The 24,983-nt window shown below is 57.7% G+C and carries 21 protein-coding genes; 11 read left to right on the forward strand and 10 right to left on the reverse strand.

The annotated features are described in order from the left end of the window. Window positions 1–5 precede the first annotated feature (5 nt). Window positions 6–404, forward strand: coding sequence for a carbonic anhydrase (locus WG900_RS10865; RefSeq protein ID WP_339967059.1), 399 nt, complete (start codon window positions 6–8; stop codon window positions 402–404). Here WG900_RS10865 and WG900_RS10870 read toward each other — a convergent pair. Together WG900_RS10870 and WG900_RS10875 are read right to left on the reverse strand one after the other, a co-directional pair. Next, window positions 394–1,110 carry an IS6 family transposase gene (locus tag WG900_RS10870; protein WP_339967060.1) on the reverse strand — a complete coding sequence of 239 codons (717 nt, stop codon included), beginning with the start codon at window positions 1,108–1,110 and terminating at the stop codon, window positions 394–396. The two genes, WG900_RS10865 and WG900_RS10870, sit on opposite strands and share 11 nt — an antisense overlap. Before the next feature lie 100 nt (window positions 1,111–1,210). Continuing rightward, window positions 1,211–3,364 carry a molybdopterin-containing oxidoreductase family protein gene (locus WG900_RS10875; protein ID WP_339967061.1) on the reverse strand — a complete coding sequence of 718 codons (2,154 nt, stop codon included), beginning with the start codon at window positions 3,362–3,364 and terminating at the stop codon, window positions 1,211–1,213. Between the two features lie 344 nt (window positions 3,365–3,708). Here WG900_RS10875 and WG900_RS10880 point away from each other — a divergent pair, with 344 nt between their 5' ends. Then, window positions 3,709–4,395 (forward strand): TetR/AcrR family transcriptional regulator, encoded by a 687-nt coding sequence (locus WG900_RS10880; RefSeq protein WP_339967063.1) that lies wholly within the window; start codon window positions 3,709–3,711, stop codon window positions 4,393–4,395. On the opposite strand, the gene WG900_RS10885 is transcribed toward WG900_RS10880, so the two are convergent. Next, window positions 4,392–5,159: an enoyl-CoA hydratase/isomerase family protein gene (locus WG900_RS10885; protein ID WP_339967065.1), complete on the reverse strand. Its 768-nt coding sequence runs from the start codon at window positions 5,157–5,159 to the stop codon at window positions 4,392–4,394. The two genes, WG900_RS10880 and WG900_RS10885, sit on opposite strands and share 4 nt — an antisense overlap. 199 nt (window positions 5,160–5,358) lie before the next feature. Here WG900_RS10885 and WG900_RS10890 point away from each other — a divergent pair, with 199 nt between their 5' ends. The 7 genes from WG900_RS10890 to WG900_RS10920 are packed head-to-tail and all read left to right on the forward strand — an operon-like array spanning window position 5,359 to window position 12,594. After that, the gene (locus WG900_RS10890) at window positions 5,359–7,128 is read left to right on the forward strand and encodes an N-acyl-D-amino-acid deacylase family protein (protein ID WP_339967067.1); all 1,770 of its coding nucleotides are present in this window, start codon (window positions 5,359–5,361) and stop codon (window positions 7,126–7,128) included. Window positions 7,129–7,164: 36 nt separating this feature from the next. Next, entirely contained in the window at window positions 7,165–8,181 is a 1,017-nt protein-coding gene (locus WG900_RS10895) for a zinc-dependent alcohol dehydrogenase family protein (protein WP_339967069.1), read from the forward strand. Window positions 8,182–8,217: 36 nt separating this feature from the next. Further along, complete coding sequence (locus WG900_RS10900; protein ID WP_339967071.1) at window positions 8,218–8,823, forward strand: peroxidase-related enzyme; 606 nt, start codon at window positions 8,218–8,220, stop codon at window positions 8,821–8,823. A 1-nt stretch (window position 8,824) separates the two neighbouring features. After that, window positions 8,825–9,625, forward strand: coding sequence for a crotonase/enoyl-CoA hydratase family protein (locus tag WG900_RS10905; protein ID WP_339967073.1), 801 nt, complete (start codon window positions 8,825–8,827; stop codon window positions 9,623–9,625). Next, complete coding sequence (locus WG900_RS10910; protein ID WP_339967075.1) at window positions 9,622–10,380, forward strand: SDR family NAD(P)-dependent oxidoreductase; 759 nt, start codon at window positions 9,622–9,624, stop codon at window positions 10,378–10,380. The genes WG900_RS10905 and WG900_RS10910 overlap by 4 nt, the downstream gene beginning before the upstream one ends. Next, on the forward strand, window positions 10,377–11,543 hold the full coding sequence (locus tag WG900_RS10915) for an acyl-CoA dehydrogenase family protein (protein WP_339967076.1): 1,167 nt from the start codon (window positions 10,377–10,379) through the stop codon (window positions 11,541–11,543). The genes WG900_RS10910 and WG900_RS10915 overlap by 4 nt, the downstream gene beginning before the upstream one ends. Window positions 11,544–11,571: 28 nt before the next feature. Further along, a complete protein-coding gene (locus WG900_RS10920) occupies window positions 11,572–12,594 on the forward strand; it encodes a phosphotransferase family protein (RefSeq protein ID WP_339967416.1) in 1,023 nt (340 codons plus the stop codon). Window positions 12,595–12,733: 139 nt separating this feature from the next. Here the strand turns inward: WG900_RS10920 and WG900_RS10925 are convergent, their stop codons facing one another. The 3 genes from WG900_RS10925 to WG900_RS10935 all read right to left on the reverse strand — a co-directional run bounded on the left by WG900_RS10925 (window position 12,734) and on the right by WG900_RS10935 (window position 17,332). After that, window positions 12,734–13,423 carry an SDR family NAD(P)-dependent oxidoreductase gene (locus WG900_RS10925; protein WP_339967078.1) on the reverse strand — a complete coding sequence of 230 codons (690 nt, stop codon included), beginning with the start codon at window positions 13,421–13,423 and terminating at the stop codon, window positions 12,734–12,736. 145 nt (window positions 13,424–13,568) lie between these two features. Continuing rightward, the gene (locus tag WG900_RS10930) at window positions 13,569–14,984 is read right to left on the reverse strand and encodes an aldehyde dehydrogenase family protein (protein ID WP_339967079.1); all 1,416 of its coding nucleotides are present in this window, start codon (window positions 14,982–14,984) and stop codon (window positions 13,569–13,571) included. A gap of 107 nt (window positions 14,985–15,091) precedes the next feature. Then, the gene (locus WG900_RS10935) at window positions 15,092–17,332 is read right to left on the reverse strand and encodes a TonB-dependent receptor (RefSeq protein WP_339967082.1); all 2,241 of its coding nucleotides are present in this window, start codon (window positions 17,330–17,332) and stop codon (window positions 15,092–15,094) included. Between the two features lie 193 nt (window positions 17,333–17,525). On the opposite strand from WG900_RS10935, the gene WG900_RS10940 reads away from it, so the two are divergent. Together WG900_RS10940 and WG900_RS10945 are read left to right on the forward strand one after the other, a co-directional pair. Next, complete coding sequence (locus WG900_RS10940) at window positions 17,526–19,268, forward strand: N-acyl-D-amino-acid deacylase family protein (protein ID WP_339967084.1); 1,743 nt, start codon at window positions 17,526–17,528, stop codon at window positions 19,266–19,268. After that, complete coding sequence (locus WG900_RS10945) at window positions 19,265–19,681, forward strand: GFA family protein (protein WP_465263029.1); 417 nt, start codon at window positions 19,265–19,267, stop codon at window positions 19,679–19,681. The genes WG900_RS10940 and WG900_RS10945 overlap by 4 nt, the downstream gene beginning before the upstream one ends. 66 nt (window positions 19,682–19,747) lie before the next feature. Here the strand turns inward: WG900_RS10945 and WG900_RS10950 are convergent, their stop codons facing one another. Genes WG900_RS10950 through WG900_RS10965 form a run of 4 tightly spaced genes read right to left on the reverse strand, consistent with a single transcriptional unit; the run spans window position 19,748 to window position 24,777 of the window. After that, on the reverse strand, window positions 19,748–20,308 hold the full coding sequence (locus WG900_RS10950; RefSeq protein ID WP_339967086.1) for a nuclear transport factor 2 family protein: 561 nt from the start codon (window positions 20,306–20,308) through the stop codon (window positions 19,748–19,750). A 38-nt stretch (window positions 20,309–20,346) separates the two neighbouring features. Further along, on the reverse strand, window positions 20,347–21,132 hold the full coding sequence (locus tag WG900_RS10955; RefSeq protein ID WP_339967087.1) for an SDR family NAD(P)-dependent oxidoreductase: 786 nt from the start codon (window positions 21,130–21,132) through the stop codon (window positions 20,347–20,349). Further along, a complete protein-coding gene (locus WG900_RS10960) occupies window positions 21,129–22,637 on the reverse strand; it encodes an AMP-binding protein (protein ID WP_339967089.1) in 1,509 nt (502 codons plus the stop codon). The genes WG900_RS10955 and WG900_RS10960 overlap by 4 nt, the downstream gene beginning before the upstream one ends. Window positions 22,638–22,674: 37 nt before the next feature. Further along, window positions 22,675–24,777, reverse strand: coding sequence for a hydantoinase/oxoprolinase family protein (locus WG900_RS10965; protein ID WP_339967091.1), 2,103 nt, complete (start codon window positions 24,775–24,777; stop codon window positions 22,675–22,677). Between the last annotated feature and the right edge of the window lie 206 nt (window positions 24,778–24,983).

Raw genomic sequence — 24,983 nt, forward strand, 5'->3', positions numbered from 1 at the left:
CGAACATGGACGATCAGCCACACATTACCCCGCTCGAAGCGCTCGAACTGCTCAAGGAAGGCAACCGCCGGTTTCTGTCCGACGCACCTTACAATCCACCGATGGACCGGCTGCACCGGCTCCACCTGGCCGCTGCCCAGAGGCCGTTCGCGGCCTATCTCAGCTGCTCGGATTCCCGCGTTCCACCCGAACTGCTGTTCGAACGCGGGCTGGGCGAACTGTTCATTGTCCGCAACGCCGGCAACACGCTTTGCGCCACGGCGCTCGGGAGTCTCGAATTTGCCGTCACCCAGTTGCAGGTGCCGCTGATCGTCGTGATGGGCCACGAAAGTGCTGTCAGTCTAATCGCAACTCGTCTCCGTTTCGCGCAGCCTCGGCTTTGGGGACGTGGGCTCAGCTCATGAGGGACTGCCACTCGGCCAGTGCGGCCGAGCGGCGTTCCTTGTAGGTCTGGCGATCGACGAGGTGGCGTTCCTGGTTGAAGTGGTTGTGGACGTTGGCGTGGACCGAGGCGAACTTCTGCAGTGTCTTCATTCGCCTGAAGCGGAGCATCGCTCGCTCTCGTCGTCGGAACGAGAGGTGGCTGTTCTCGACGCGATTGTTGGCCCAGCGGCCGATCTCCTGCCTGTCGGTATTGCCGAGCTCATTCATCGCCGCACGGTATGAGCGCAGCCCGTCGGTGGTGATCTTTTCCGGCGATCCGTGGCGCTTCAGCGCCTTCTTCATGAAGGTCAGAGCGGCTTCCTTGTCGCGTGTTTTGGTGATGTAGCTCTCGAGGATCTCGCCTTCCTGGTCGACCGCACGCCACAGGTAGACCATCTCGCCATTCAGCTTCACGTACATCTCGTCGAGGTGCCAGCGCCACTGGCGAAAGCCCTTCATCCGGCTCACCCGCTGCCGGCGGATGTCGCCGGCGAACATCGGCCCGAAACGGTTCCACCAGTGTCGTACTGTCTCGTGGCAGAGGTCGATCCCGCGCTCGAACAGCATGTCCTCGACATTGCGCAGCGATAGCGGGAAGCGAACATACATCATGACCACGAGGCGGATCACCTCGGGCGATGAGTTGAAGTAGCGGAACGGGCTGGCCGGTTTGCGAGGGCGGGGCATGTCCTGCCGCTAGCGATCTATTTCGGTGCTCGCCAGTCGGTGCGTTTGCTCTGACAGTGCCGTGTTAACGGACGCCACCTCATCCCGAACTCAATAGTAATCAAAGTTCGATGGCTACCGGGATGCCATTTAATATCGACATGCCAGCCAGCGGCTCGATCTCGCCGGAGTTCTTCGCGGCCAGAATATTTGAATTCACGCCGGGCACGGCGTTTGCTCGTTTCCACCCCCCGCTGTGACCCCAACCATGCGGCAGGGCGACATTGCCTTCTTTCATTCTGTCCGAAATTTTCGCCGGTACGCGGACCGTTCCTGCAGGGGATCTGACAGTTACCATTTGGCCTTCGGCGATTGAAAGACGGCTGGCATCGAGCGGATTGATGTGGAGCTGATGTCGCCGCTTTGGAGTCATGCATGACGGGACATTGTGAAGCCACGTGTTCATCGACAGCATTTCGCGCATTCCCGTAAGGCGGAATGGGAAACCTGCAGACGCCTTCTGATCGAGTAGTCGCTGCACCTCGGATTTGAACTCAGCCGCTGCCAACTTTATTTTTCGATCAGGCGTGCAGATGGCATCTGCCAGCATCCCAGTTGGCAATTCATCGCTCAGGCTTTTCCCGCTCGGAAACTTCCGGAGGAGCTTTCGCAAGGACAATCCATTCCGGCGCAGCCCATATCGGTCCCCGCTTACACTCGTTCGAACCAACCAATCCATCATCATCTTCGGCTTAACGGCCAGACCAAATGCGGACAGGCAGCGAAGCCAACGGTTGTTGTAAGCACCGCCCAGTCCCGCCCTACGGCAAAGCTCGTTCAGTATCTCCCATTCTTCGCGCACGTTACCCCGCGGCTTCACCACTGCCTCCGTGGCAAACATGGCTGGCCTGAGCATATTGGCCAAGTATTTGTAGGGAATATCCGCTCGTTCGAACATTGTCGCCACCGGCAAAATATAGTGCGCGTGGCGGTTCGTTTCGTTCATGTATATGTCTAATGAGAAGTGGAGTTCCAATTCTTCAAGTGCATCGGCAAAACCTAATCCAGCTGCGCCACTTGAATGAACCGGATTGCCGCCGAGCATAAGCAGGGCGCGTACTTGGTCCTCGCCGGGTGTCATGACATCATCGACGAGGCAGCGCGAAGGTAGCATGCCTCCGAGCGCCGGCAGGCCGCCGACGCGGCTGCGCACTGTCGCCTCTCGAGTAGCAGGAAAGGAATTCAAACCAAGGCTGGTCCACGTAAAAAGCGCTCCGCCGGGCCGATCCAGATTGCCCGTCACGATGCAAAGGAGACTTTGCAGCATGTTGTTCAACGTGCCAAACTGCTGCGTACAGGTACCCGTCCGGCCATAAACCGTCGCCGAACCTGCCTGGGCAAAATCGCGGGCCAGATTGCGGATGACCTCGGCAGACACTCCACATTCCCCTGACGCCCGCTCAGCCGTGAATGGATCGACCAACTCGGCAAGCTCATTCAGTCCGTCGCAGTGTTCACTGACAAATCCGAAATCAATCCAGCCATTTGCGATAATCTCATTGAGAAGTGCCATCATTAGCCAGGCGTCGGTACCTGCGTTGACCGCAACATGCTCGAACAGTTGGGCCGTTTCGCTGCGACGCGGATCAATTACAACAACTCGGCCACCGCGCTTGATCACGCTCTGCAAAGCATCACGCATCAGTGGCTCCGTGCAAACCGAGCCATGCGATACCATTGGGTTTGCACCAATTATGATCGCAAAATCGGTTCTCCATAGATCGGGTCGGGGGTAGAGCAATGCAGATCCGTAAAGCAACTCGCTGGCCATAAGCAGAGAGGCAGCGTCTTCAGCGTTGACGCTATAATTCCATTTCGTGTGAAATACTCGCTTGAAAGCCGAAAACCAAACAGCAGTAGCAAAGCCGTTAGTGGGCGGCTGCCCCAGAAACGTTGCAAAAGCACTCGGGCCATGACGATTTCTAATGTCTGACAGCTTAGCCGCGATATCTGACATAGCTTCGGACCACGACACCGGCGCGAATTCGCCCGGCTTCCCAACCCGCTTTTGAGGTTGTGTAATGCGATCTGCATCGTACATCACCTCAACGGCGCCAGTGGCTTTTTTGCAGAAATGGCCATGCGAATAGGGGCTGTTCTTATCGCCGATCAGCGAAGTCAGCTGGCCATCGCGCACCGTTGCGACAAGCGCGCACATTGGTTCGCATACGCGGCAAAAGGTGTTGACGATCCGATCTCCATCACCGTCATTCACGATCAACTCCAATCAGTCGACTTCGGACCTCTGTGCTCGGACTAAGTGCAAACTCCACAAGGCCGTCACGGTTCGACCACACGAATTTTGACCATGCCATGCGAATCTTAGAGCACGTTCCTTGCCACCCCTCAAGTATCTTACTTGCAGGTTGAAAACATTTGCCGGTTAGGTGTAGGTAGCTTTGCGTTGTCGCACCACCGACCAATGTGCACCGAATGCATTCGCGCATAGCTTGTGCAGCGCCCAAAGGCGCTGATGACGGACAGAGCGTTTGCGTCCCGGCAGGTTTTCTGATGTGGGGTTCGTGATTAGTCACTGACGAGAAAAGAGGCATTATTTCGATGAAATCTCCGAGGCGAACACAGGCAGAGCGACGGGACGAATCTAAGGCTCGGATACTTGGAGCAACCATCGATCTACTGATTGAGAAGGGATTTGATCGTTTTTCCCTGCATGACGTTGGTAAACGTGCCAAGTGCAGTCACGAGTTGGTGAATTTCTATTTTGGCAACAAGGATGGTCTCCTCGATGCTATGGCCACGCATATCATCGGCAATCTCTCAGATGAACTGTTAGCGCTTGATGAATCGCCGAACGCCTTTGATCGACTGGCAAAACAGATAATGTATATCGCGACAATCGCGGACCGCGACTTGACGACGTTTACGGCCTACTTGCGGATGGCCGGTGAAGCGCCATTTTCGACGCATCTCAGCGATCTGTACCGTGCCCGCCGGAATCAAACGTTGAATATCTTTCGGCAAACGATCCTGGCGGGAAAAGTCAGCGGCCATATTCGGCGCGGAGTCGATGCCGATGCAATTGCGCAAGTCTGCTACGACTTCGTGCGCGGTCATGTCGACAGGAGACTGCTGGACCGTGACTCAGAGACAACGGGGGAATTCAACGCGATTATTTCATCGTTTATTGAGCTTTTGCGCGGGCAAATAGCAATTCGCAAACGCGCAGGCGATCAGGCTTCTCTATTGCCAGCACAACAGAGCTTGGTGGATACTCAGGAAATCTAGCGACCGTTGAAATTTCCTGGCCGCCTCTCCGAAACCGCACGCAATCCTTCAGCGTAATCGTCTGTTAGAAAAAGGCGCTCCTGTTCACTCGCCTCGTGAGCGGTTTGTGCGATTACTGCCTCGACAAGCCCTTTCCGGATCGTCGATCTTGTTGCCATCACCGCAAGCGGCGCATTTTCTGCTATTTCGTGTGCTAGTGCAATAGCGGTTTGGCGGAGTTGCCCGCCCTCTGCCAAGGAGTCCGCCAAGCCGATACGTACGGCTTCCGCCCCTCCAATGCGCCGTCCGGTGTAAAGCAGAAGCGAGGCGCATTGCTGCCCGATAAGTCGGGGCAGCGTGTGCGTAAGGCCAAATCCAGGATGGATTCCTAGTTTAACAAAATTGGCGGCGAAGCGCGCCTCTGGTGCCGCGATACGAAAGTCGGCAACCAATGCAAGGCCCAACCCAGCTCCGATCGCCGCGCCCTGGACCGCCGCCACGATAGGTTTGCGGGTCGCAAATATGCGAGCGGCAGAAGCGTAAAAGCGCCTCGCCGTATTTCCACTGCCTTCATCATTGGAGAAATCCGCTCCCGCGCAGAACACTTTGCCCTGCGCAGCCAGGACGAGACAACGGACCTCAGGATTGCTGTCCAGTTCTTCGAAGCAATCAGCCAAGTGGCCCAACACGGTTGCATTCACAAAATTGTGCGGGGGATGCTGCAGTTCGACCAAGGCAACGTGGCTGTCAAAAGCAACGGAAATCAAACCCTCGAAATTGGACATCAATCTCTCCATCCCCGAACTGCCGTAGCTCGGAATTTCCGCCCTTTGGTAGGTGCGGCTGACCGACGACACGTGTCCGGAGCCTTGAGCTCTACCCTATTGCCGCCCTGACATTAAGGTGATAAAACTTGCAGCATGTCAAGTTAGTTGAGTCGGGAGCCGGCTTTGATGCCGTGCCGCGACGAGAGGAGGACCTGCAATGTTTGACCTGCTAATTCGTGGTGCGAAAATCGTCGATGGTACGGGTGCACCAGCTGTATCCGGCAATGTCGCGATCAAGGATGGAAGAATCGCGTATGTTGGCGCAGACGAGCAAAAGGCGGCCAACACAATCGAGGCGAGCGGACGGCTGCTGGCTCCCGGCTTCATTGACACCCACACCCATTACGATGCGCAGATTACCTGGGACCCGTGGCTGAGGCCTCACAGTGCGCATGGGGTGACAACCTATATTTGTGGAAATTGCGGCTTCGCGCTCTCGCCGTTGTCGCCGGGATCGCTGGATTACCTCGTGCCGATGCTGGCAAAGGTGGAGGGCATTCCGCATGAAACCCTGGTTCAGGGTGCAAAGGTTAACTGGAACAGCACTGGTGAGATGCTTGCAAGTTTTGATGGGCAGGTTGGCGTCAATGTCGGCTTTATGGTTGGTCATTCTACCTTGCGAGTGAATGCCATGAAGGATCGCGCGCACGACTCGCACGCGTCGCGTGATGATATCGACTCAATGAAGGCGCAGCTTCGTCAGTCGCTCGAAGAGGGCGCTATGGGTTTCTCGTCGAGCCATATCGAGACTCATGTTGACCACGAGGGCGAGGACGTGCCGTCGTTGCATTCGTCGCACGAAGAACTGCTGGAACTGATGTCCGTCATCGACGGATACGAAGGCACAATGGCGGGCTATGTCCTCACCGGCTTCAAACCTGACGCTGAGGCGATGCGCAAGATGGCCGAAGTCGGTCTCGCCGCAAACCGTACTTTTGCGTGGCCACTTTTGGTGCCAGGTCTGCACGGCGAAGACATGATGGACGCCAAAATGGCGGCAACCGATGTTGCGCGCGAAATGGGTGCGGAGCTTCGAGTGCAGGCTCCATCCTGCCCGGTCGGCGTATACATCAGCTTCAAGAACGGCCTTGGCTTTGATATGTTCCCAGGTGTCTGGAAGGACGTCTATCGCAAGGACCATGCAGGCCGCGTTGCAGCCTTTGCCGATCCGGAATTGCGGACCCAACTAGAAGAAGATGCTGGCAAGCTTCCACCTGGTGCGAACGGGCAATATCGCGCAGCATTCAACAATTACGAAGTTCAGACCGTCAAATCACCGCAGTATGAGAAATATGTCGGCCGCTTGATGGGCGAGATCGCCAAGGAAGAAGGCCGCAGCGCATTTCAGATCATCATGGAGATGGTCGTCGCTGACAATCTCGAGACGGTGTTCGTTCCCCGAGATCCAAACGTCGACGAACTGGCAATCTGGAAGGACATTGTCCGCTGCATGCGCGACAGCCGCACCTTGTGGGGCGGCGATGATGGGGGTGCCCACATCGACGTTCTGGAAGCTTATTCCCACAGCACGCGCTTTATCGAGAACGCAGTCAATCGCCATGGGTTAATGCCGATAGAGGAAGCCATCCACAATTTCACTCAGGTGCCGGCGCGGTTCATCGGCCTCCGTAATCGCGGGACCATCGCCGTCGGCAACCATGCAGATCTGATTTTGATGGATTTGGAAAACGTGGCGGTGACACCGGTCGAAGTCCGTGCCGATTTTCCTGCCAACGGCGAGCGTCTGTACACCGGCGCGAAGGGAATTGATTACGTCATCGTCAATGGAATACCGATCATTGCCGAAGGCGAATACACATGGGCAAAGCCGGGCCAGGTGCTGCGCGCCGGCAAAGACAGCTACACTGTCGATATCAAGCTTGGTGCCAAGACCACCGAAGGACCTCTCCTGGAAGCCGTTGGTTGAGCAGCCGCATCCGACACGTCCCAGATAGGAAAACCCATGAAAGCGATACGCGTCACCAATCCGGGACGGTACGAAGATCTTGAAATTTGCGAGGAAGCGGCGCCCGAGATCGGGCGCCGCGATGTACTGATCAGGGTACGCGCCGCTTCGCTCAACTTCCGCGACACGATCATCGCAAAGGGAACCTATCCCGGCCCGCTTGCCCACAGGGTCGTCCCACTCTCCGACGGAGCCGGAGATGTTGTCGCTGTCGGTGCGGATGTCACTCGGGTAAAGGTTGGCGACCGGGTCACCGCCAACTGTAGCTGCGACTGGGTAGCTGGTCCGATGATGTCCGAGTACCGCGCAAACAGCATCGGGACGACTATCGACGGGATGCTTGCGGAATTTGTGAGAGTTGAAGAGCGTGCCGTCATCCCCTTGCCAGAAAGCCTTTCCTATATCGAAGCGGCCTCCTTGCCGTGCGCGGCTGTTTCGGCCTGGTCTGCTCTTCACGTCGCGGCACCTCTGACGCCTGGCCAAACGGTGCTGATCCAGGGCACGGGCGGGGTTTCGCTGTTCGGCCTGCAAATTGCCCGGATGTTTGGCGCTCGTGTCCTCGCGCTGACGTCAACCGAAGAAAAGGCGGAGAAGCTTTTGGCTCTCGGCGCAGAGGCCGTGGTCAACTACCGCGATACTCCGGACTGGGAGCACAGCATACTCGAACTCACCGACGGCAAGGGCGTCCACAAGGTTATCGAAATCGGCGGAGCAGGCACAATCAACCATTCGATCGCCTGCACCCGACTTGGTGGCGAGATCGGGCTTGTCGGTTATGTGACCGGGATGGGGGGCGGTATTCCGCCTATTTCAATTCAGATGCGGTCGGTGAACTTGAAGGCTATCTCGATTGGCCCCCGCCTCTCCTTCCAAGCGCTTCTGGATGCGATGGACGCCACAGGAACGCTTCCGGTGATCGATTCCGTTTTCCCGTTCTCCGAATTCCGGGAAGCTCTGAACCATCTCGAAAGCGGAAGCCACTTCGGCAAGATCGTTATCGAGTTGGCGAACTGACCAGCCCTCCCATCAGACATAGACTCGGAGCCGATCATGACAGAACAGACGACTTTGTGCCCAGACTTTGTTACACCCGACGCTTACGGTTGGCTGCCCCCGCGAAAGGGGTTCGAAGTCGATCCCGCAAGCCTCGAAGGACTGCCCGTCCCCGAACGTTATTCTATAGCCATCCTGTCCTCCTACGAGCAGCAAGGACGGGCGAGGACTGGTGCGTTTGCGCTTCCGGTATTCTTTGACCCCGAATATGGCCGCCTGACTTTGGCCGAGCGGGAATTCATCGGCGTTGTCGTCTCGTCCGTGAACCACTGCATTACCTGTCTGATCGTCCACACCCACCTGCTAGGGAAGCATATAGGCGACCATGGACGGGCCCGGCGGATCAGCATCAATTACCGCCAGGTAGCGTTGTCAACGCGGGAACGAGCGATAGCAGACTTCTGCGTAAAGCTGACCAGCCATCCCGGACAGATCGAACAGGCTGATATGCATTCCCTCCGCGATGCCGGGATCGACGATGAGACAATTTATTATGTCATCGAGATCATCGGGCTGTTCAACATGACGAACCGGACGACCGCGGCTTACGGCATGCGACCGGACGATGACTTTATGGCCGCAATCACGCCGAGTGAGGATTAGAATGGAAGATCTGCAACAAGCGGTCTTGGTCGAGCGGCAGGCTAACATTTTGATCGTAACGATCAATCGACCCGACGCGCGGAACGCCGTCAACGCCGCGGTGCACACCGGACTCGGAAAGGCGCTTGAACTGGCGGAATGTGATCCAGCCATCAGAGTGGTTGTGCTGACCGGGGCAGGTGAAAAGGCGTTCTGCGCGGGCACGGATCTGAAGGCCACTGCACGCGGGGAAAGCAACTGGCCCGACGATCCCGAACAGAAGCGCTGGGGTTGGGCGGGCTTTGTCCGCCATCCGATCAGCAAACCGATTATCGCCGCGGTCAACGGCTTTGCATTAGGTGGAGGCACCGAGTTGGCGCTTGCCTGCGACCTCTTGATCGCAGCAGATCACGCCGAATTTGGCCTACCAGAGGTAAAGCGAGGGATCTTCGCTGCTGCCGGCGGTGCGTTCCGGTTAGCGCAACAACTGCCACAAAAAATTGCCATGGAGTTTCTCCTGACCGGGGACAGCTTCTCCGCCCAGCGAGCACTCGAGATGGGTTTCGCGAACCGTGTCGTACCTTTGGCCGAACTGATGCCGACGGCGATGGCGATAGCTCACAAAATCGCTGCCAACGCACCACTTTCGGTGCAGGCGAGCAAGCGGATTGCTAAAGGCATCGCCGATGGGAAGATTGCATCGGAGGGCGATTTCTGGGCAGCCAATAAACGTGAAGGCGCCGGAGTCATGGCCTCGGCCGATGCTCGCGAAGGCCCTCGCGCTTTCGCGGAGAAGCGCTTGCCCAATTGGCAGGGGCGATGATCATGTCGGATCTAGCTGGGCGAACCGTTTTTATCACAGGCGCCTCATCAGGGCTTGGGACCCATTTCACGCGGCTTTGCGCAGTCCGGGGGGCAAACGTCGTTCTCGGAGCGCGGCGTCTCGACAAACTGCAGGCACTTGTCGCCGAGATCGGTGAGAGTGCGCACGCCGTCCGGCTCGATGTTACGGACGAACAGTCAGTGATCGAAGCATATAACAGCGCCGAAGCCCGCTTCGGCACCGTGGATACGATAATTGCCAACGCCGGCGTTTCGGCGCCGGGACACTCCACCGCCCTACCTGCTGCCACTCTCACTGGCTTGATCGCCACCAATCTCACCGGGGTTTACCTTACCGTTCGGGAAGGTGCGAAGCGCTTGATTGATCGTCGCGAAGGCAGCAGCAACGAAGGCCGCATCGTGATCATCGGCTCCATCACCGCTCGGCTCACGGGCCAAGGCGAGTCCGCATATGCAGCAACGAAGGCTGGAGTTGCGCATCTCGGCCGCAATTTCGCCCGGGAGTGGGTGCGAATGGGGATCAACGTGAACGTGATCCAACCAGGTTACATCGCCACCGAAATCTCCCGAGAATGGTTTTCCTCCGATCGGGGCCTGTCGCAAATCGCAACCTTCCCGCGCCGCCGACTTCAGCCTGTCGAGACACTCGACGCAATGATGCTCTACCTTTGTTCGAATGCCGCTGCGGGTATGACCGGATCGGTGATCGACCTCGATGACGGACAATCACTATGACCACGACTGATCGCGCACTAGCCATAGGAGAACGCGTTGAGCGCTTTGTAAGGGATATTGTAATTCCCTACGAAAGGGATCCACGTTGTGCAGCACACGGCCCATCTGAGGAGCTGGTGAACGAGCTCAGAGCATTGGCGCGCGATGCCGGTGTGCTGACCCCGCACATTCTAGGAGACGGTCAGCACCTGACCCAGCGCGAGACGGCGCATGTACTGATCCGCTCTGGCTTGTCACCACTCGGCCCGGTCGCCTGCAACACGATGGCGCCCGACGAGGGCAATATGTACCTGCTCGGGCATGTCGCATCACCCGAACAGAAAGTGCGTTTTCTGAGGCCGGTGATCGAGGGCAACGCACGCTCCGCGTTCTTCATGACCGAGCCGGCAGAAGACAATGGCGCGGGTTCCGACCCTTCGATGATGCTGACCGCCTGTGAGCCCGAGGGCAACCATTGGGTGATCAACGGCCGCAAGGCGTTCATCACGGGCGCCCAGGATGCGAAGGTCGGTATCGTCATGGCCAAGTCCACGGAAGGCGCCTGCATGTTCCTGGTTGACCTTCCTGACCCGGCAATCCGGATCGAGAGAGTGTTGGATACCATCGACAGTTCGATGCCCGGCGGACACGCCGTAGTCGCAATCGAGAACTTGCGAGTACCCGCCACCCAGATGCTGGGAGAGCCCGGAGAAGGGTTCAAGTATGCCCAAGTGCGCCTCTCCCCTGCCCGCTTGTCTCATTGCATGCGCTGGCTAGGTAGCTGCGTTCGCGCGCATGAGATCGCGACAGATTATGCATGCCGTCGCCAAGCTTTTGGCAAGTCACTGATCGATCACGAAGGCGTCGGCTTCATGCTGGCAGAGAATATGATCGATTTGCGCCAAGCCGAATTGATGATCGATTGGTGCGCAAGCGTATTGGATACTGGCAATCTTGGAACATCCGAAAGTTCGATGGCAAAAGTTGCCGTATCAGAAGCGCTAATGCGGATCGCCGATCGCTGCGTCCAAGTGATGGGCGGAACCGGGGTCTCGGGCGACACCATTGTGGAACAGGTTTTCCGCGAGGTCCGCGCGTTCCGCATCTACGACGGACCAACCGAGGTCCATAAGTGGAGCCTCGCCAAGAAGATCAAGCGCGAATGGAAATCATCACGTGGCTGATGCGGCGACAACGCCGGTACGCGCCGGAATGGGATTAGACGAAACTGCTCTCGACGCTTGGCTCACGGCAAATGTTGATGGCTTCGACGGCCCCGTTCAAGTCGATCAGTTTAGCGGTGGCCAATCCAATCCGACATACCGGCTCACCACGCAAAAGGGTCGCTATGTCTTGCGGCGCAAGCCACCTGGACCGCTGCTGAAAGGGGCGCATGACGTTTTGCGTGAGGCACGTGTTATGACAGGACTGTCCGACACGCCGGTGCCAGTCCCGCCAATCATCGCCGTCTGCGAAGATCCAGACGTGATCGGCACGCCCTTTTTCATCATGGGAATGGTCGAAGGCCGAATCTTCTGGGATGCGGCTTTTGGCGAAATCGCGAAGCATGACCGTGCCGCCTATTTTGATGCAATGAACGCGGCGATGGCGGCGCTACATAGCGTTGATCCCTACGCCGTAGGACTTGCCGAGTTTGGTCGCGCCGGCAACTATTTCGAGCGTCAGATCGCCCGCTGGAGCGGGCAGTACCGTGAAGACACGCTCGCCGGCCGCGATGCGAATATGGACGAGCTGGTTGAATGGCTGCCAAGCGCGATCCCCGCTGGCGAAGAGACACGGATTGTTCACGGCGACTTCCGCTGTGACAACATGATCTTCCATCCGTCTCGGCCCGAGGTGATCGCGATCCTTGACTGGGAACTGGCGACCCTAGGCCACCCCCTTGCCGATTTCGCATATCATGCAATGATGTATCGGATGCCGGGCGATATTGTAGCTGGGATTGGCGGGCTGGATCCACATGAATTAGGTCTCCCGACCGAGCCTGAATATGTGGCAGCTTATTGCAGACGCACCGGGCGAGATGGAATCCCCGATTGGGAGTACTATATCGCTTTCAACTTGTTTCGCTTGGCCGCTATCTTTCACGGCATCAAGGGTCGCGTGCTGCGTGGCAACGCAGTCTCTGAAGAGGCGAGCGAACGCGCTGCTAATTTCCCACGCCTCGCAATTTTAGCCAGACAAGCGATGGAGCGTTGTCGCGCCACCGACTGAAGCAAGTGTTATGTAGTGCTCTCGCCTCAGAATGGAGAAGACACTGGCTGACAGTTTTGCACTACGTTCACCTGCACAAACGGCCCACGAGCTATCAAAATGCTGGGCAATCGTGCAATCACTACATGCCCAATGGCATTTAGTGTGGCTGGCCACGCGTGACGGGAATCAGGGCCCCGCTGATCGAACGGGCGGCAGGCGACGCAAGGAACAAGATCACGTCGGCAATCGCTTGTGGTTGAACCCAATTGCTGCGATCAGCATCGGACATGTCGGCGCGGTTGCCAGGCGTGTCGATGATGCTGGGTAAGATCGCATTCACGGTAACTGAGCTGCCCGCCAGTTCTTGCGCTAGTGCCTCAGTCAATCGGTGCACGCCAGCCTTTGATGCTGCATAGGCACCCATGCCAGATACCGCCTGAACGGCAGAAGCTGCTCCGATGTTGATGATCCGGCCCGCCTTGCTCCGCGTGATTGCCGGAAGCGACGCCTTGGTGATTGTCGCAGCCGAACGGACATTCATTGCGAACATCCTTTCCCAGCTATCGATGCTACCCTCAGCCAAAGTTTCCCAAGTAAACCCGCCAGCAATGTTTACCAGCACATCGATACCACCAAGTTCCGCCGTCACAGCCGCAACGGCTGTGTCAACTGCGGCTGCATCAACAAGGTCAATTCCCCCAAGGTCAATTGCACCTTCGATCACGTCCGGTGCCGAAGGCGCAAAATCGATCCGCGCCACCTTGTCACCTCTTGCGGCGAAGGAAGCCGCCACCACACGACCTAGACAGCCGAAGCCTCCGGTCACGACGATACTGCGCACGTTCATTAGTTCCTACCTTTTGCTCGCCAAAGGCCAGAATCCTAGTGGCTGGGGTGGTGCTACGTAGCCTGATCTACCCAAGGCCTCGAGGGAGCGCTCCAAGGTTACCAACCGGCCTATTTCAATTGATCTCATCCAAGTAGAATTGCCATCATTTCGGTATGTAGATCGCCTTTGTCTGGGTGAACTCCAGAAGTCCTTGACGCCCGTTCTCGACGCCAAAACCAGATTGCTTGAAGCCAGAGAACGGAACATGTGCAGCGACTTGGCGGTTCTGGTTAATCCAAATAGATCCTGTATCCATGCGCTTTGCTACATCGAGTGCGCGAGCGATATCGCGCGACCAGACCGAGCCAGCCAATCCATAATCGCAATCGTTGGCGCGGGCGATGACTTCGTCCACGTCAGTGAACCGCATCAAGGGCAGGATCGGACCGAAAGCCTCTTCCTGAACCACAGCGGAATCTTCGGGCGGGTTGTCAACGATCGTGAGCGGAAGGAAATAGCCCGCCCCTTCGGGCACTCTGCTCCCCCGTAGTAGTGTAAGGCCGGTGGATTCAGCGTCTGCGATCAAGCTCTGCACGCGACGGAACTGCGCGAGGTTCTGCACCGGGCCATGGGTGACGTCATCCCTGCTGCCATCGCCGACTATCGCCTGCTCAGCAAGTGCGTGCAACCGGTCGCGCACCGCATCATATATGTCATTGTGAATATAAAGCCGCTTGGTCGCGATACAAACTTGTGCAGTGTTAAAAAAGGCGCCCGCAAACATAGCGTCAGCAACGACCTCGGGATCGGCGTCAGCCAAGACGATTGCGGCATCGTTGCCGCCCAGCTCAAGGGTAATGCGCTTAAGATCGTTGGCGGCGGCGGCCATCACCCGCTTACCGGTGGCAGTCGATCCGGTGAATGAGATTTTTGCAAACCCCTTATGCGAGGACATCAACGGCCCCAATGCATCGTCACCGGACAGCACGTTGAACACACCGGGCGGGAGTATCTGTCTCGAAAGTTCGCCAAGCTTGAGCGCACATAGCGGGGTGTACGGCGACGGCTTCAGGACCACCGTATTTCCCGTCAGCAACGCTGGCGCAATTTTCCAGATTGCCAGCAAAAATGGGAAATTCCATGGAACGATAGCCGCGACAACACCGAGCGGCACGTGGTGCACTTCGACACGCCTGGCTTCGCTGTCTTCGACGAGGTCAATTGGCAAATCTTGCGATGCAACCGAGCGTAGCCAATTCGCGCCAGTAACAATTTCTCGCACCGCCAGTTTTATCGGGCGCCCCTGCTCGCGTGTGAACAGCCGGCCAAAATCGTCGCTGTTCTGCTCAATTGCATCGGCCAATGCCAGCAGCAGGCGCCGACGTTCTTTGAGCGCTGTGTCGCGCCAGCCCGGAAAAGCTGCACGAGCAGCTGTGACTGCCGCATCAAGTGTCCCTGCATCTGCCGCCGGAGCCTTCGCAAAAGCCTCTTCTGTAGCGGGATTGAGGACCGGAACGTAGGCCCGCGTGGAGACAGACTTACCACCGATAGTAAGGGTGAAATCATCATCAAATGTCATTGTCGGCTCCGTCTTCAAACGCCTCGCCAAGCCTAAGGGGTGCCTAGCCGATCGACCAGGCACCCCATGGCTATGAGCCGAGTGCGAAACTCATGCCGAGCCGCAAATTAGAAACGAATCGTTGCTTCGGCTCCAAACGTCCGCGGTGCCCCCCAGTTTCCGGCCTGCTGCAGCGTGGCCGTCTGGAAAAAGCCGGACGTCTTGTAATCGGTATCACCAATGTTCTTCACATAGGCACGGAGCGTGAACCGGTCGCTCGTCGGAGTGAACGACACATAGAAGTTCTGCAGGCTATATGCCTTTTGCGTCACTAGGGCAGAGGCAAACTCATCGAAATGCACGGTGCCGCTGAACAGGGACTCACCGCGCAGGGTGAGCTCGCCAGCTGACCCCACTTCGGTTTTATATTCCAGGCCGACATTCACAGTGTAGTTTGGCGCCCGGTTCAGCCAGTTACCCTTGAGATTGATCAAGGTAGTGTTAGCAGCTGCGGTGCACGTCCCCACCACCAGCGTATTGTTGCAGGTGGAGAAGTCAGTATACTTGGCGCTCTGGACCATTCCGGCGATATCGAGCTTGAAGTTATCGGAGAGCATGGCCTGAAGCTGAGCTTCAACACCATATATCCGCGATTTCGCGGCGTTCCGAACCCTAAAGCTCGGGATGCCGTTTACGAGCACCGCATTCTGCACCTGAAGATCGCTGTAATCGTAGTAGTAACCGGAAAGGTTCAGTCTGATCCGCCGATCAGCAAGTTCGCTCTTGACCCCGATTTCGCCGCCGCTGATTTTCTCTGGATTAAAGGGATTTACGGCATTGACGTTGGACGCAAATCCTCCGGACTTAAATCCCTTAGAATACGTTCCATAAAGCATTACACGTGGAGCGACATCTACTTGGAAGCCAAAACGGGGAGTCCAGGATTCGAACACAATCTTGTTTATTGTCGTGGGGGCAAGCACAGGGTTACCATTGAAGAAAAACGACTGTTGTGCAGTCTTTTCGTCATGATTGTAACGAAGACCCGCGATCAAACGGATGCTATCGGTCACCGAGAAAGTATGATCGGTGAAAAACGCGTACGATCGTGCCTTCTGAAAAGTATGGAAGCTGAGTACGCTGGTAAACGGATTAAGACTGCCAGTAGCCGCGCTGAATGATCGGAACGTTGTCAGGTCTGTCTGAAGATCGATGTCGTCATGAAAATAGAAAAAGCCAAATATTGAATTCAGACGCCCATCAATCAACTTAGTATTTACATTAAACTCCTGCGTGAACGTTTGCGAGTCGGTGACTTGATTCGTTGCTGTTCGCAGTTTTGGCGAAGTGGCACTGCCATCAGAGTCGATAACCATCAATTGATGGTAATCTTGATAGGCACTGATCGACTTGATCGAAACGTTGTCTGAAAGCTCCGCGTTGATAGTCGCAATGCCTTGGTAGTACTGGCTGTTTAGCTGAGCATTCTCATCTGTATAAATCTCATGAGCCAGATAGGTTTGTGGCTGAACCGCAGCATTGATTGCAGGCGCGATCGACTGCCCGAATGGGAAGAATGCGGTCGATGATTTGGTATTTAGGCCAATACCCTCCACCGTGATCGTCACGCGATCGCTTGGCTTGGCTTCAACGACAACCCGCCCGCCGTAAACACGGTTTTCTTCCAGTCGATCCTTCGGCGCGTTGGCATTGAGAACCCGTGAGAAACCTTCCGCCTGATTGTCGTAGAGGCCAGTAACTCTGATTCCTACGCTGTCACCGATCGGGCCCGAGACACTGCCCGAGATACCAAATCGCTCATAGTTGGCAGCGCGGCCGGTGAGTTCGCCTTCAAACGTATCACTTGGACCGCGCAGAACGTAATTGACCGCGCCGCCGGTGGCGTTGCGTCCATAAAGGGTGCCCTGCGGACCTGAAAGAACTTCGACCCGCTGCAGGTCGACCATTGCGACATCGATGCTGCGCGAACGCGGTTGATACGCGCCGTTGATGTGGGTCGCGACCGAAGGGTCCTCTGACCCGCTGGTTTGGCCGGTGCTGATCCCACGAAGAGTGATAAGATTGGTGCCGAACAGTTCGCCGACCACGAGGGATGGAACCTGGCCTTGCAAGTCGGAAACGCTGCTTATTTGCCGCAGGTCCAAGGCTTTGTCGTCGAGCGCAGTGATCGAGGCAGGGACAGTCTGGCTGCTTTCGGAGCGCTTTTGCGCGGTCACCACGATGTCCGCAATGCCATTGGCCTCCTCACCTTCTGGAGCGGCCGTCTGGGCGCTGGCGCTGTTGCCCGAAATAGCCAGCGAAACCATGCTGGCAGCCGCAAACAGGCGCGCCATAGTCAGCTTCTTCATGTAAAAATCCTCCCTCTCCCTATCGGCTGCAACCGGTCAGAACGCTCCCGATCGCTTCTCCGAAATTTTGCTCGGCGAACCCACTGCCATTCGGCTTGCAAAACGTCAAGCTATTCCTTGACCGCTAGCAAGTATGTTGCGATGCTGGGGACCCTGCCGCATGGGCGGCTGACCTCACAACCCAGGAGACAAGATGGCTGAATTAGATCTCTTGATCCGAGGAGGCTCGATCGTCGATGGAACTGGCGCCCCTGCTTTCAATGGAAACATTGGTGTGCGCGACGGGAAGATAGCTTACATAGGCTCAAGCCAACCGCGTTCCCGCGAGGTGATCGACGCCACCGGCCGATTCGTGACGCCGGGCTTCATCGACACCCACACCCATTATGACGCGCAACTCACTTGGGATCCCTATGCGGCCCCGCACTCCTTGCACGGAGTGACGACCGTCATTTGCGGAAACTGCGGCTTCACCCTCGCCCCGCTTAGCCCGGCATCTAAGGACTATCTGGTGCCGATGTTCGGCAAGGTTGAAGGCGTGCCGCTCGAAAGCCTCGACGAAGCGTTGAACGCCAACTGGTCCACGACGGCTGAGATGCTGGCTCATTTCGATGGCAAGGTCGGTGTCAATGTCGGCTTCATGACCGGACATTCCACGCTCCGCGCTTATGTAATGGGTGAGAGGGCCGTCGGTGGAACCCCATCGACGGACGAGATGGAGCAGATGAAGGTGTTGCTCCGTCACGCACTCAAAGAAGGGTCGCTCGGCTTCTCGTCGAGCCATGCAGAAACCCATACAGACCATCACGCCGATCACGTGCCGTCCTTTTATGCCTCGCACGAAGAACTGCTCGAGCTCATGTCGGTCGTGTCCGAATTTGAAGGCACCTTCGCCGGATATGTCGGCGGCGTGTCCGGCAACCCCTCTTTGGAGGACGCGCGGCGCCTTGCCGAAGTTTCGCTGGCGGCAAAGCGTCCTTTTAGCTGGCCGGCAATCTTCCCCAATTCGCAATCGCGCGAAAGGCAGATGGAAAAACTAGCCAGCGTGGATGTGGCCCGAAAAATGGGCGCCGATGTCCGGCTGCAGGTGATGTCGATGCCGACCTCTCTGCACATGAATTTTCTCACCGGCCACACGTTGGATCAGTTGCCAGGCATTTGGCCTTCGCTCTTCGCGTGCTCGCCCGCTGAACGCCTCGAGCGGTTCAAAGATCGAGAAATACGCCGGACAATGGAGCTCGATGCGCTCGGCGCGGCTGAATATTTCCGTTCGCGGCTGGTGTGGGGCAACTTGAAGATCGCGAACGTCGATTCGCCGGCCAATGCCGTTTTTGTCGGCCGCATGACGAGCGAAATCGCCCGCGAACAGGGCAAGAGCGATTTTGACGCACTGATGGACATCGTCGTCGAGGATCAGTTGGCAACACTACTGATGCCGATGGCCCTGATCGACGAGAGCAGGGAAGCCTGGCAGGAGCTCGTCGAATATGTCCGCGACGATCGCGGCATCTGGGGCGGCGACGATGGCGGAGCCCACGTCGACATGATCGATTCTTATTCACATGGGACCCGATTCCTCGAAAATGCAGTTCGCAAATACGGCTTCATCAGCTTGGAAGAGGCAATCAACGCCTTCACACAGCGTCCGGCCGAATTTATGGGACTGCGTGATCGCGGTGTGCTTACGATAGGCGCGTGGGCAGACATCGTCGTGTTTGATCTCGACACCGTTGGTGTGGGAAAAACGGAATTGCGCAAGGATCTGCCCGCCGGCGGTCGCCGACTCTACACTCCGGCTCATGGCTTCGACTACGTTATCGTCAACGGCAGGCCGATCACCACGGGCGGCTCCTATACCGGCATGACCCCGGGACGGGTGTTTCGTTCGGGTCAGGACACCTACACCAAGTCGCTCATGTCCGAAGCAGCGGAGTGAGCCTCCTAACCGGAGGCTGCCTTTGCGGGGACGTTCGCTACGGCTTAGCGGATGTCCCGATGAGCCAAGCCGTGTGCCACTGTCGTAACTGTCAGCGGCAGTCCGGCACGGCCTTTTCGGTACTACTCGTCGTTCCGACCGTGGCTCTGCTGGTGCAAGGTCAGACCACCGTCTATCAAGATCGTGGCGACAGCGGGGCCGAGGTTGCACGCCATTTCTGCAACCACTGCGGCTCCTCGCTGTTCACCGCTCTTCCATCTCGCCCCGACGTTCGTTTCATCAAGGCTGGCACCCTCGACGATCCGAGCTTCATGGCGCCCAAACTTCACGTGTGGTGCGCCAGTGCCTGGCACTCCACCGTCATTCCGGACGATGCAACAGTCTTCCTTTGGGGACCATCCAAGGGCGTCTGACCAATCGGCTCCGACGACGACCGACCGTCCAACTCCACAAGTTACCGATACAATCCGGTTGGCTATCTATCCGCGGTCGACCTCCGGACGGCCCGAAGCTGCCGCCGAGGTTGGTTCGATCGCGCTCCAATCAGCGGCATAGATCGGATCGCTCGGGTGAAACTGTCCCCAGTTGGACATTTCCGGGGCTTGCATGATATCCCAACCAGGTTCGGCCACGATCTTTCGATTCCAGTCCCAGATGCAGGTGCGATTAAGCACCCGCCACTCACCGCCCCGCTTCTCGCAAAGGTCGCGATATCGGCCACCTAGAAACTGGTGATTTGAGTCATCCTTATATGTCGTAACGACGATGAACATACTCTCGCGCTTTGCCCGGTCGCCAGCGAGTTCAATCAGCACGTTGCTCACGTGATGGTTGCAGCTCACCAGCACTTCCCGCGACTTGAGACCTACATGGCACCATTCATGTGCGTTCCCCACGAAGCGACCGTGATCGTCGGTTCCGTCGGGCCAGTAAGTTGATTTCATCAACTCCAAATCCATTCGGTCGATGCCACGACAATAGGTCATCAGGTTCTCATGGAGCGCCTGCTTATCCAACAGTTCTTCGATGCGCTTATCCATATCCGCCACCGCCTTCTGCAACCTATCTGGTTCGGTTATCAGCGCGGTGCCATGCGGATGGCCCCGTCAAGCCGAACGTCCTCGCCGTTGAAATAACCACACGTGATCATGGTTTCTGCCAGTTGTGCAAATTCGTCCGGGTAACCAAGTCGGCTGGGGAAAGGCACGGAGGCAGAAAGCTTGGCGACCGCCTCTTGGCTAGCGCGCGCAAACAGCGGTGTTTCAAAAAGGCCAGGCAAGATAGTATTGACCCTGATCCCGTCGCGCGACAGGTCGCGGGCTATGTTCAGGGTCATGCCGACAACGCCGGCCTTGGAGGCCGAGTAGCCGACCTGACCGATCTGGCCATCCTCCGCAGCGACGGAAGCGGTGTTCACGATGACTCCTCGATCCCCGTCCTCGAGCGGATCGAGCGTAAGCATGCCCGCGGCGCTCTTGGTGATACAGCGGAAGGTACCGATCAGATTGATCTGCACAATCTGTTCGAAATTATCGAGAGGATACTCACGGATCTCGCCAGTCTCACGGTCGCGCGAAGCCGTTTTGGACTTGCCGCTACCCACGCCAGCACAATTGACCAGAATGCGCTCCTGTCCAATCGCCGCGCGCGCTTTGGCGAAACCCGCGTCCACCGATGGCGACGAGGAGACATCAACCGAGCAGAAGACACCGCCCAGTTCCTTTGCCAGAGCCTCGCCGCGCTCAGTGTTGAGATCGAACAGTGCAACCTTGACCCCACGGCTGGCAAGTCGGCGTGCAGTCGCCTCGCCGAGGCCACTGGCACCGCCCGTGATGACCGCCGTAATATCCGAACCGAGTTTCATGATTTCTCCTTGGCAGCCGACCTGGCGGCGGCATTGCGTTCCTCGTTCGAGCTGTCGATCCGCTGTTCTCGCAACTGCGATCTGCGGACCTTTCCGGCGTCGTCACGCATGGGGTCATCGGTAAATTCAATGCTGCGCGGTAGTTTGTAGGTCACCAGCCGGCCACGCAGAAATTCGAGCAAATCCGCGCTGTTAAGCGTCGTTTTGCAATTGCTGCGCAGTCGGACGATCGCGTGAACCGAAGCTCCAAGATCGTCGTTGGGAAGCCCGATCACCACGGCGACGTCGACCGCCGGGTGTTCCATGATCGCGCTTTCCACTTCTGCGGGGAATATGTTCGACCCACCTGAAATGATCAGGTCGGTGCGCCTGTCAGCCAAGTAGAGGTAACCGTCGGCGTCCAACCAGCCGTAATCGCCGAGAGACTCGAAACCTCTTTGCCCGGTGGGTTGGGTGGCCCCGAGATAGTGATATCCCTTGTTCACGACAGTGGGCTTAAGCCATATCTCACCTACCGTACCGACCGGAACGTCAGCCCCGGCTTCGTCGCGGACACGTAACTCGCAATTGCGCGGGCGGCCGACTGAACCTTCGTGGGCAAGCCATTCGACGCCGTTGATGGTCGTCGCTCCAACCGCCTCCGTCCCGGCATAGGCCTCGTTGATCTTTTCGGCCCCAAGCCACCCGATCCAGGACTTCTTCAGCCACGCGGGCATGGGTGCCGCCATGTGCCAGACATTGCGCAGCGACGATACGTCGTACCGCGCCTTCACCTCGTCGTTCAGCCGCCAGATACGCAGCATCATCGTCGGCACGAAATTGACGCTCGCAACTCCCCAGCGGTCGATCAGCCGCAGCGTCTCCTCGGCATCGAAGCGGGCCATGGTGATGAGGGGGTTCCCCTTGAACAGGGCATTGTGCGCCATCGAGAACGGCGCGTTATGATAAAGGGGCCCCGGGTTCAACACGACTTCGCCTTCGGAGACCTGGAGGTACGTCGAACCGATGACATGAACTCCAGGCCTATGATCGACTATGATCTTCGGCCGACCGGTCGATCCTCCCGATGACATCGCCTTCCAGTAAGGCGAAACCGCCTCGGGTAAAGGGTCGTCGCTTCCTTCGGTCAGTCCCCATTGAGGCGGGAGCGCGCCAAGATGCGCTAGCCGTTCGTAGTCGGTTGCGATGACCGCCACCGGCCGCGCCAGCTCCAGCATGGCACCCAACTCGCCATCCGGGATTCGCCAGGACACCATATGCGGAACCGCGCCAAGTTTCCATACAGCGAATGTCCACTCGAAAAATGCCACGCTGTTATCGAGCGCCAAGGTCACCATGTCGCCTTGCGACACACCACGGGCCAACAAGGAGTGTGCCCGTCGCGTGGAACGGGCGTCGAGTTCGCCCCAGCTTATTGTGGCCTCGCCAATCCGGACAGCAACGGCAGCATGGCCCAGCCGACCTGCATGATAGCCGGGAATATTCCCGAGCGGGATGCTCAGCATGTCAGCCCCACCATTTGGCTCACCTTTTTAACCCTCCTCAACCTCGTGAGGCGATCGTCGTCTTGAGCGTTCCGCCCGCGATCAGCTCAACGCTCGTTCCCGCTGGCGCCCACAACGTCGTATCACCAACATCGACCAGTGCCGGACCTTCCAAGCGGTGCCCTGTGCGGAAATCGACCGCCGCATAAACTGGAACGGCCGTCGGATGGTCGGGATCGAGATAAATGTCTCGACTGCCGATCGCATTCAACCCGCCTCCCGCTTCGACATGCGGCGATTGCGGGAGCACCGCGCGAATAGTCTTGCCGACGCCCGTCACCCGTAAAGTGGAGAGCTCGATAGGTGTGTTCGCCGTAAGGCTGCTGACACCAAAATTTTTCGCGTAGCTGGTTCGGAATCGGGTCGCCAAATCGTCGGAATCGATGTCTCCCTCGATCGTTAACGTCAGCGATGCGTTCTGACGATGAAATCGGACTTCAGCCTCGCACAACAAAGATCGGTTTGCCGGAGTAACGTTCTGGGCGACGAGATCTTCCTCGGCGCGCTCCATCAGGTCCTTCAACACCGTGGTGGCGTGGTCCGACTCAAGCGGCAGCAGTTCGTCGACCGCCCGCGCACGCTCACGCCGAATATCAGCAGTGGCCGCGCCATAGGCTGAAAGCACCGAAGCCAAGGCTGGCGTAAGCACCCAAGGCAATTCGAGCTCCTTGGCCATGGCTGTAGCAAACAACGAGCCGGAGCCGCCAAAAGCGATGACCCCATAGCGGCGGGCATCCAGCCCGCCAGAGGAGATTCGAGCTCGCATCGCTTTGCTCATTTCAGCGAGCGCGATTTCACGTATGCCATGGGCGATACCCATCGCATCCATTCCGAGCCGCTCACCCAGGCGCGCGCAGGCTGCCCTGGCACCTTCGACATCCAATGTCATGCCGCCGCGGTTAAACGAGGCCGGATCGATGTAGCCAAGCAAAACCATTGCATCGGTAACCGTCGCTTCGGTGCCACCACGGCCATAGCAGACTGGACCTGGCGTTGCTCGGGCGGACTGAGGCCCCACCCGAAGGAGGCCACGATCATCGATCCACGCGATCGAACCGCCGCCAGCGCCCACCGACTCCACGTCGATCGCCGACTGCCCCGTAACGATGCCACCGATATCGGCAGTATGGCGGCGCTCCGGAATGCCGTTCGTCACCACAGCCACGTCGATGCTCGTCCCGCCCATGTCGCAGCAGATCGCATCAGGCAGGCCGGCCACAACCGCGATCTCACCAGCAGCAACTGAACCGGCGGCGGGCCCTGAAGAAGCCAGTGCGAGTGGGGTGTGCCGGGCTTCTTCGGCGCTGATCGCACCGCCGCCCGAATGCAGCAAAAGCATCGGACAGGTAAGCCCAAGGTCCTTCAGTTGCTCCTCCAGTTCCTCGATGCCATCTAGAGCGTCTGCGGCAAAAGCGTTCAGAACAGCCAAAGTTGTCCGCTCATACTCGCGCATGATGGGACGCAGCTCTGCACCGCTGTAGACCGGCATCGACGGATACTTCGCCCTTAGCAGGGCAACTGTCTGTTCTTCGTGGGCAGGATTACGAAACGACCAAAGATAGGAGACGGCGAAGGCATTCACGTCATTGCGCTTGATAAGGTCGGCTGCTGCCGCAATGACTTCGTCCGCGATAAGCGGTTTCAAAACTTGCCCGTAGCGATCGACCCGTTCGTCAATGCCTCGCACTGCCTCCGGCTCCATCGGCATCCAAAAGCGTTCGATCCACCCGCCTTGGACATCGCGGTGGTTGCGCATGGCGTGGAGGTGAAATTCAAACCCTTTCGTTGTCAACAGACCCACCGTACGCCCCCGCTTGGTCGCAAGCACGTTGGTAACCGCGGTGGTGCCAAGGCCAAAGCGGACAACGCGCGACATTAAATCGCCCAGCGTCAGGCCAGCCTGTTGCGCTAGCATAGCGCAAGCACCCATCACGCCGTCACTGAAGCGTGCCGGATTGGTCGGAGACTTGGCGCGCCAGGTGGTTTCACCGTCGCTGCACACTGCGTCGGTAAATGTGCCACCTACGTCGATGCCGATCACGAAACCTGAGGTGGTGATGGAACTGTCGCGGTATGCGTCAGGGCTAGCAGCTTTACGCAAAACATTACTCCCGGTCCGGATAGCCAGCCCCCTTCGACACAACAAATGTGCTGCGAGTCGCCGAACAAATCACAACTCCGCGGAAGAAAGATGCAGCGACAGCAGCCGCCAGCCCCGACGATACGTCCATCCCCAAGGCATTGGAGGCTCGTCGACCCAGGCACCCCTTCCGTTTTAGTCTAAGCGAATTGAATAATCAGAAATCG

It is taken from the genome of Novosphingobium aquae, assembly GCF_037572715.1.
GTDB lineage: Bacteria > Pseudomonadota > Alphaproteobacteria > Sphingomonadales > Sphingomonadaceae > Novosphingobium > Novosphingobium aquae.

Excerpts from the sequence above, each read along its gene's own strand:
- WG900_RS10865 (WP_339967059.1), top strand. The coding sequence starts at position 6 with ATGGACGATCAGCCACACATTACCCCGCTCGAAGCGCTCGAACTGCTC.
- WG900_RS10905 (WP_339967073.1), top strand. The coding sequence starts at position 8,825 with ATGGAAGATCTGCAACAAGCGGTCTTGGTCGAGCGGCAGGCTAACATT.
- WG900_RS10940 (WP_339967084.1), top strand. The coding sequence starts at position 17,526 with ATGGCTGAATTAGATCTCTTGATCCGAGGAGGCTCGATCGTCGATGGA.
- WG900_RS10895 (WP_339967069.1), top strand. The coding sequence starts at position 7,165 with ATGAAAGCGATACGCGTCACCAATCCGGGACGGTACGAAGATCTTGAA.
- WG900_RS10935 (WP_339967082.1), bottom strand. The coding sequence starts at position 17,332 with ATGAAGAAGCTGACTATGGCGCGCCTGTTTGCGGCTGCCAGCATGGTT.
- WG900_RS10890 (WP_339967067.1), top strand. The coding sequence starts at position 5,359 with ATGTTTGACCTGCTAATTCGTGGTGCGAAAATCGTCGATGGTACGGGT.
- WG900_RS10915 (WP_339967076.1), top strand. The coding sequence starts at position 10,377 with ATGACCACGACTGATCGCGCACTAGCCATAGGAGAACGCGTTGAGCGC.
- WG900_RS10880 (WP_339967063.1), top strand. The coding sequence starts at position 3,709 with ATGAAATCTCCGAGGCGAACACAGGCAGAGCGACGGGACGAATCTAAG.
- WG900_RS10910 (WP_339967075.1), top strand. The coding sequence starts at position 9,622 with ATGATCATGTCGGATCTAGCTGGGCGAACCGTTTTTATCACAGGCGCC.
- WG900_RS10870 (WP_339967060.1), bottom strand. The coding sequence starts at position 1,110 with ATGCCCCGCCCTCGCAAACCGGCCAGCCCGTTCCGCTACTTCAACTCA.
- WG900_RS10960 (WP_339967089.1), bottom strand. The coding sequence starts at position 22,637 with ATGCTGAGCATCCCGCTCGGGAATATTCCCGGCTATCATGCAGGTCGG.
- WG900_RS10920 (WP_339967416.1), top strand. The coding sequence starts at position 11,572 with ATGGGATTAGACGAAACTGCTCTCGACGCTTGGCTCACGGCAAATGTT.
- WG900_RS10900 (WP_339967071.1), top strand. The coding sequence starts at position 8,218 with ATGACAGAACAGACGACTTTGTGCCCAGACTTTGTTACACCCGACGCT.
- WG900_RS10950 (WP_339967086.1), bottom strand. The coding sequence starts at position 20,308 with ATGGATAAGCGCATCGAAGAACTGTTGGATAAGCAGGCGCTCCATGAG.
- WG900_RS10885 (WP_339967065.1), bottom strand. The coding sequence starts at position 5,159 with ATGTCCAATTTCGAGGGTTTGATTTCCGTTGCTTTTGACAGCCACGTT.
- WG900_RS10925 (WP_339967078.1), bottom strand. The coding sequence starts at position 13,423 with ATGAACGTGCGCAGTATCGTCGTGACCGGAGGCTTCGGCTGTCTAGGT.
- WG900_RS10955 (WP_339967087.1), bottom strand. The coding sequence starts at position 21,132 with ATGAAACTCGGTTCGGATATTACGGCGGTCATCACGGGCGGTGCCAGT.
- WG900_RS10930 (WP_339967079.1), bottom strand. The coding sequence starts at position 14,984 with ATGACATTTGATGATGATTTCACCCTTACTATCGGTGGTAAGTCTGTC.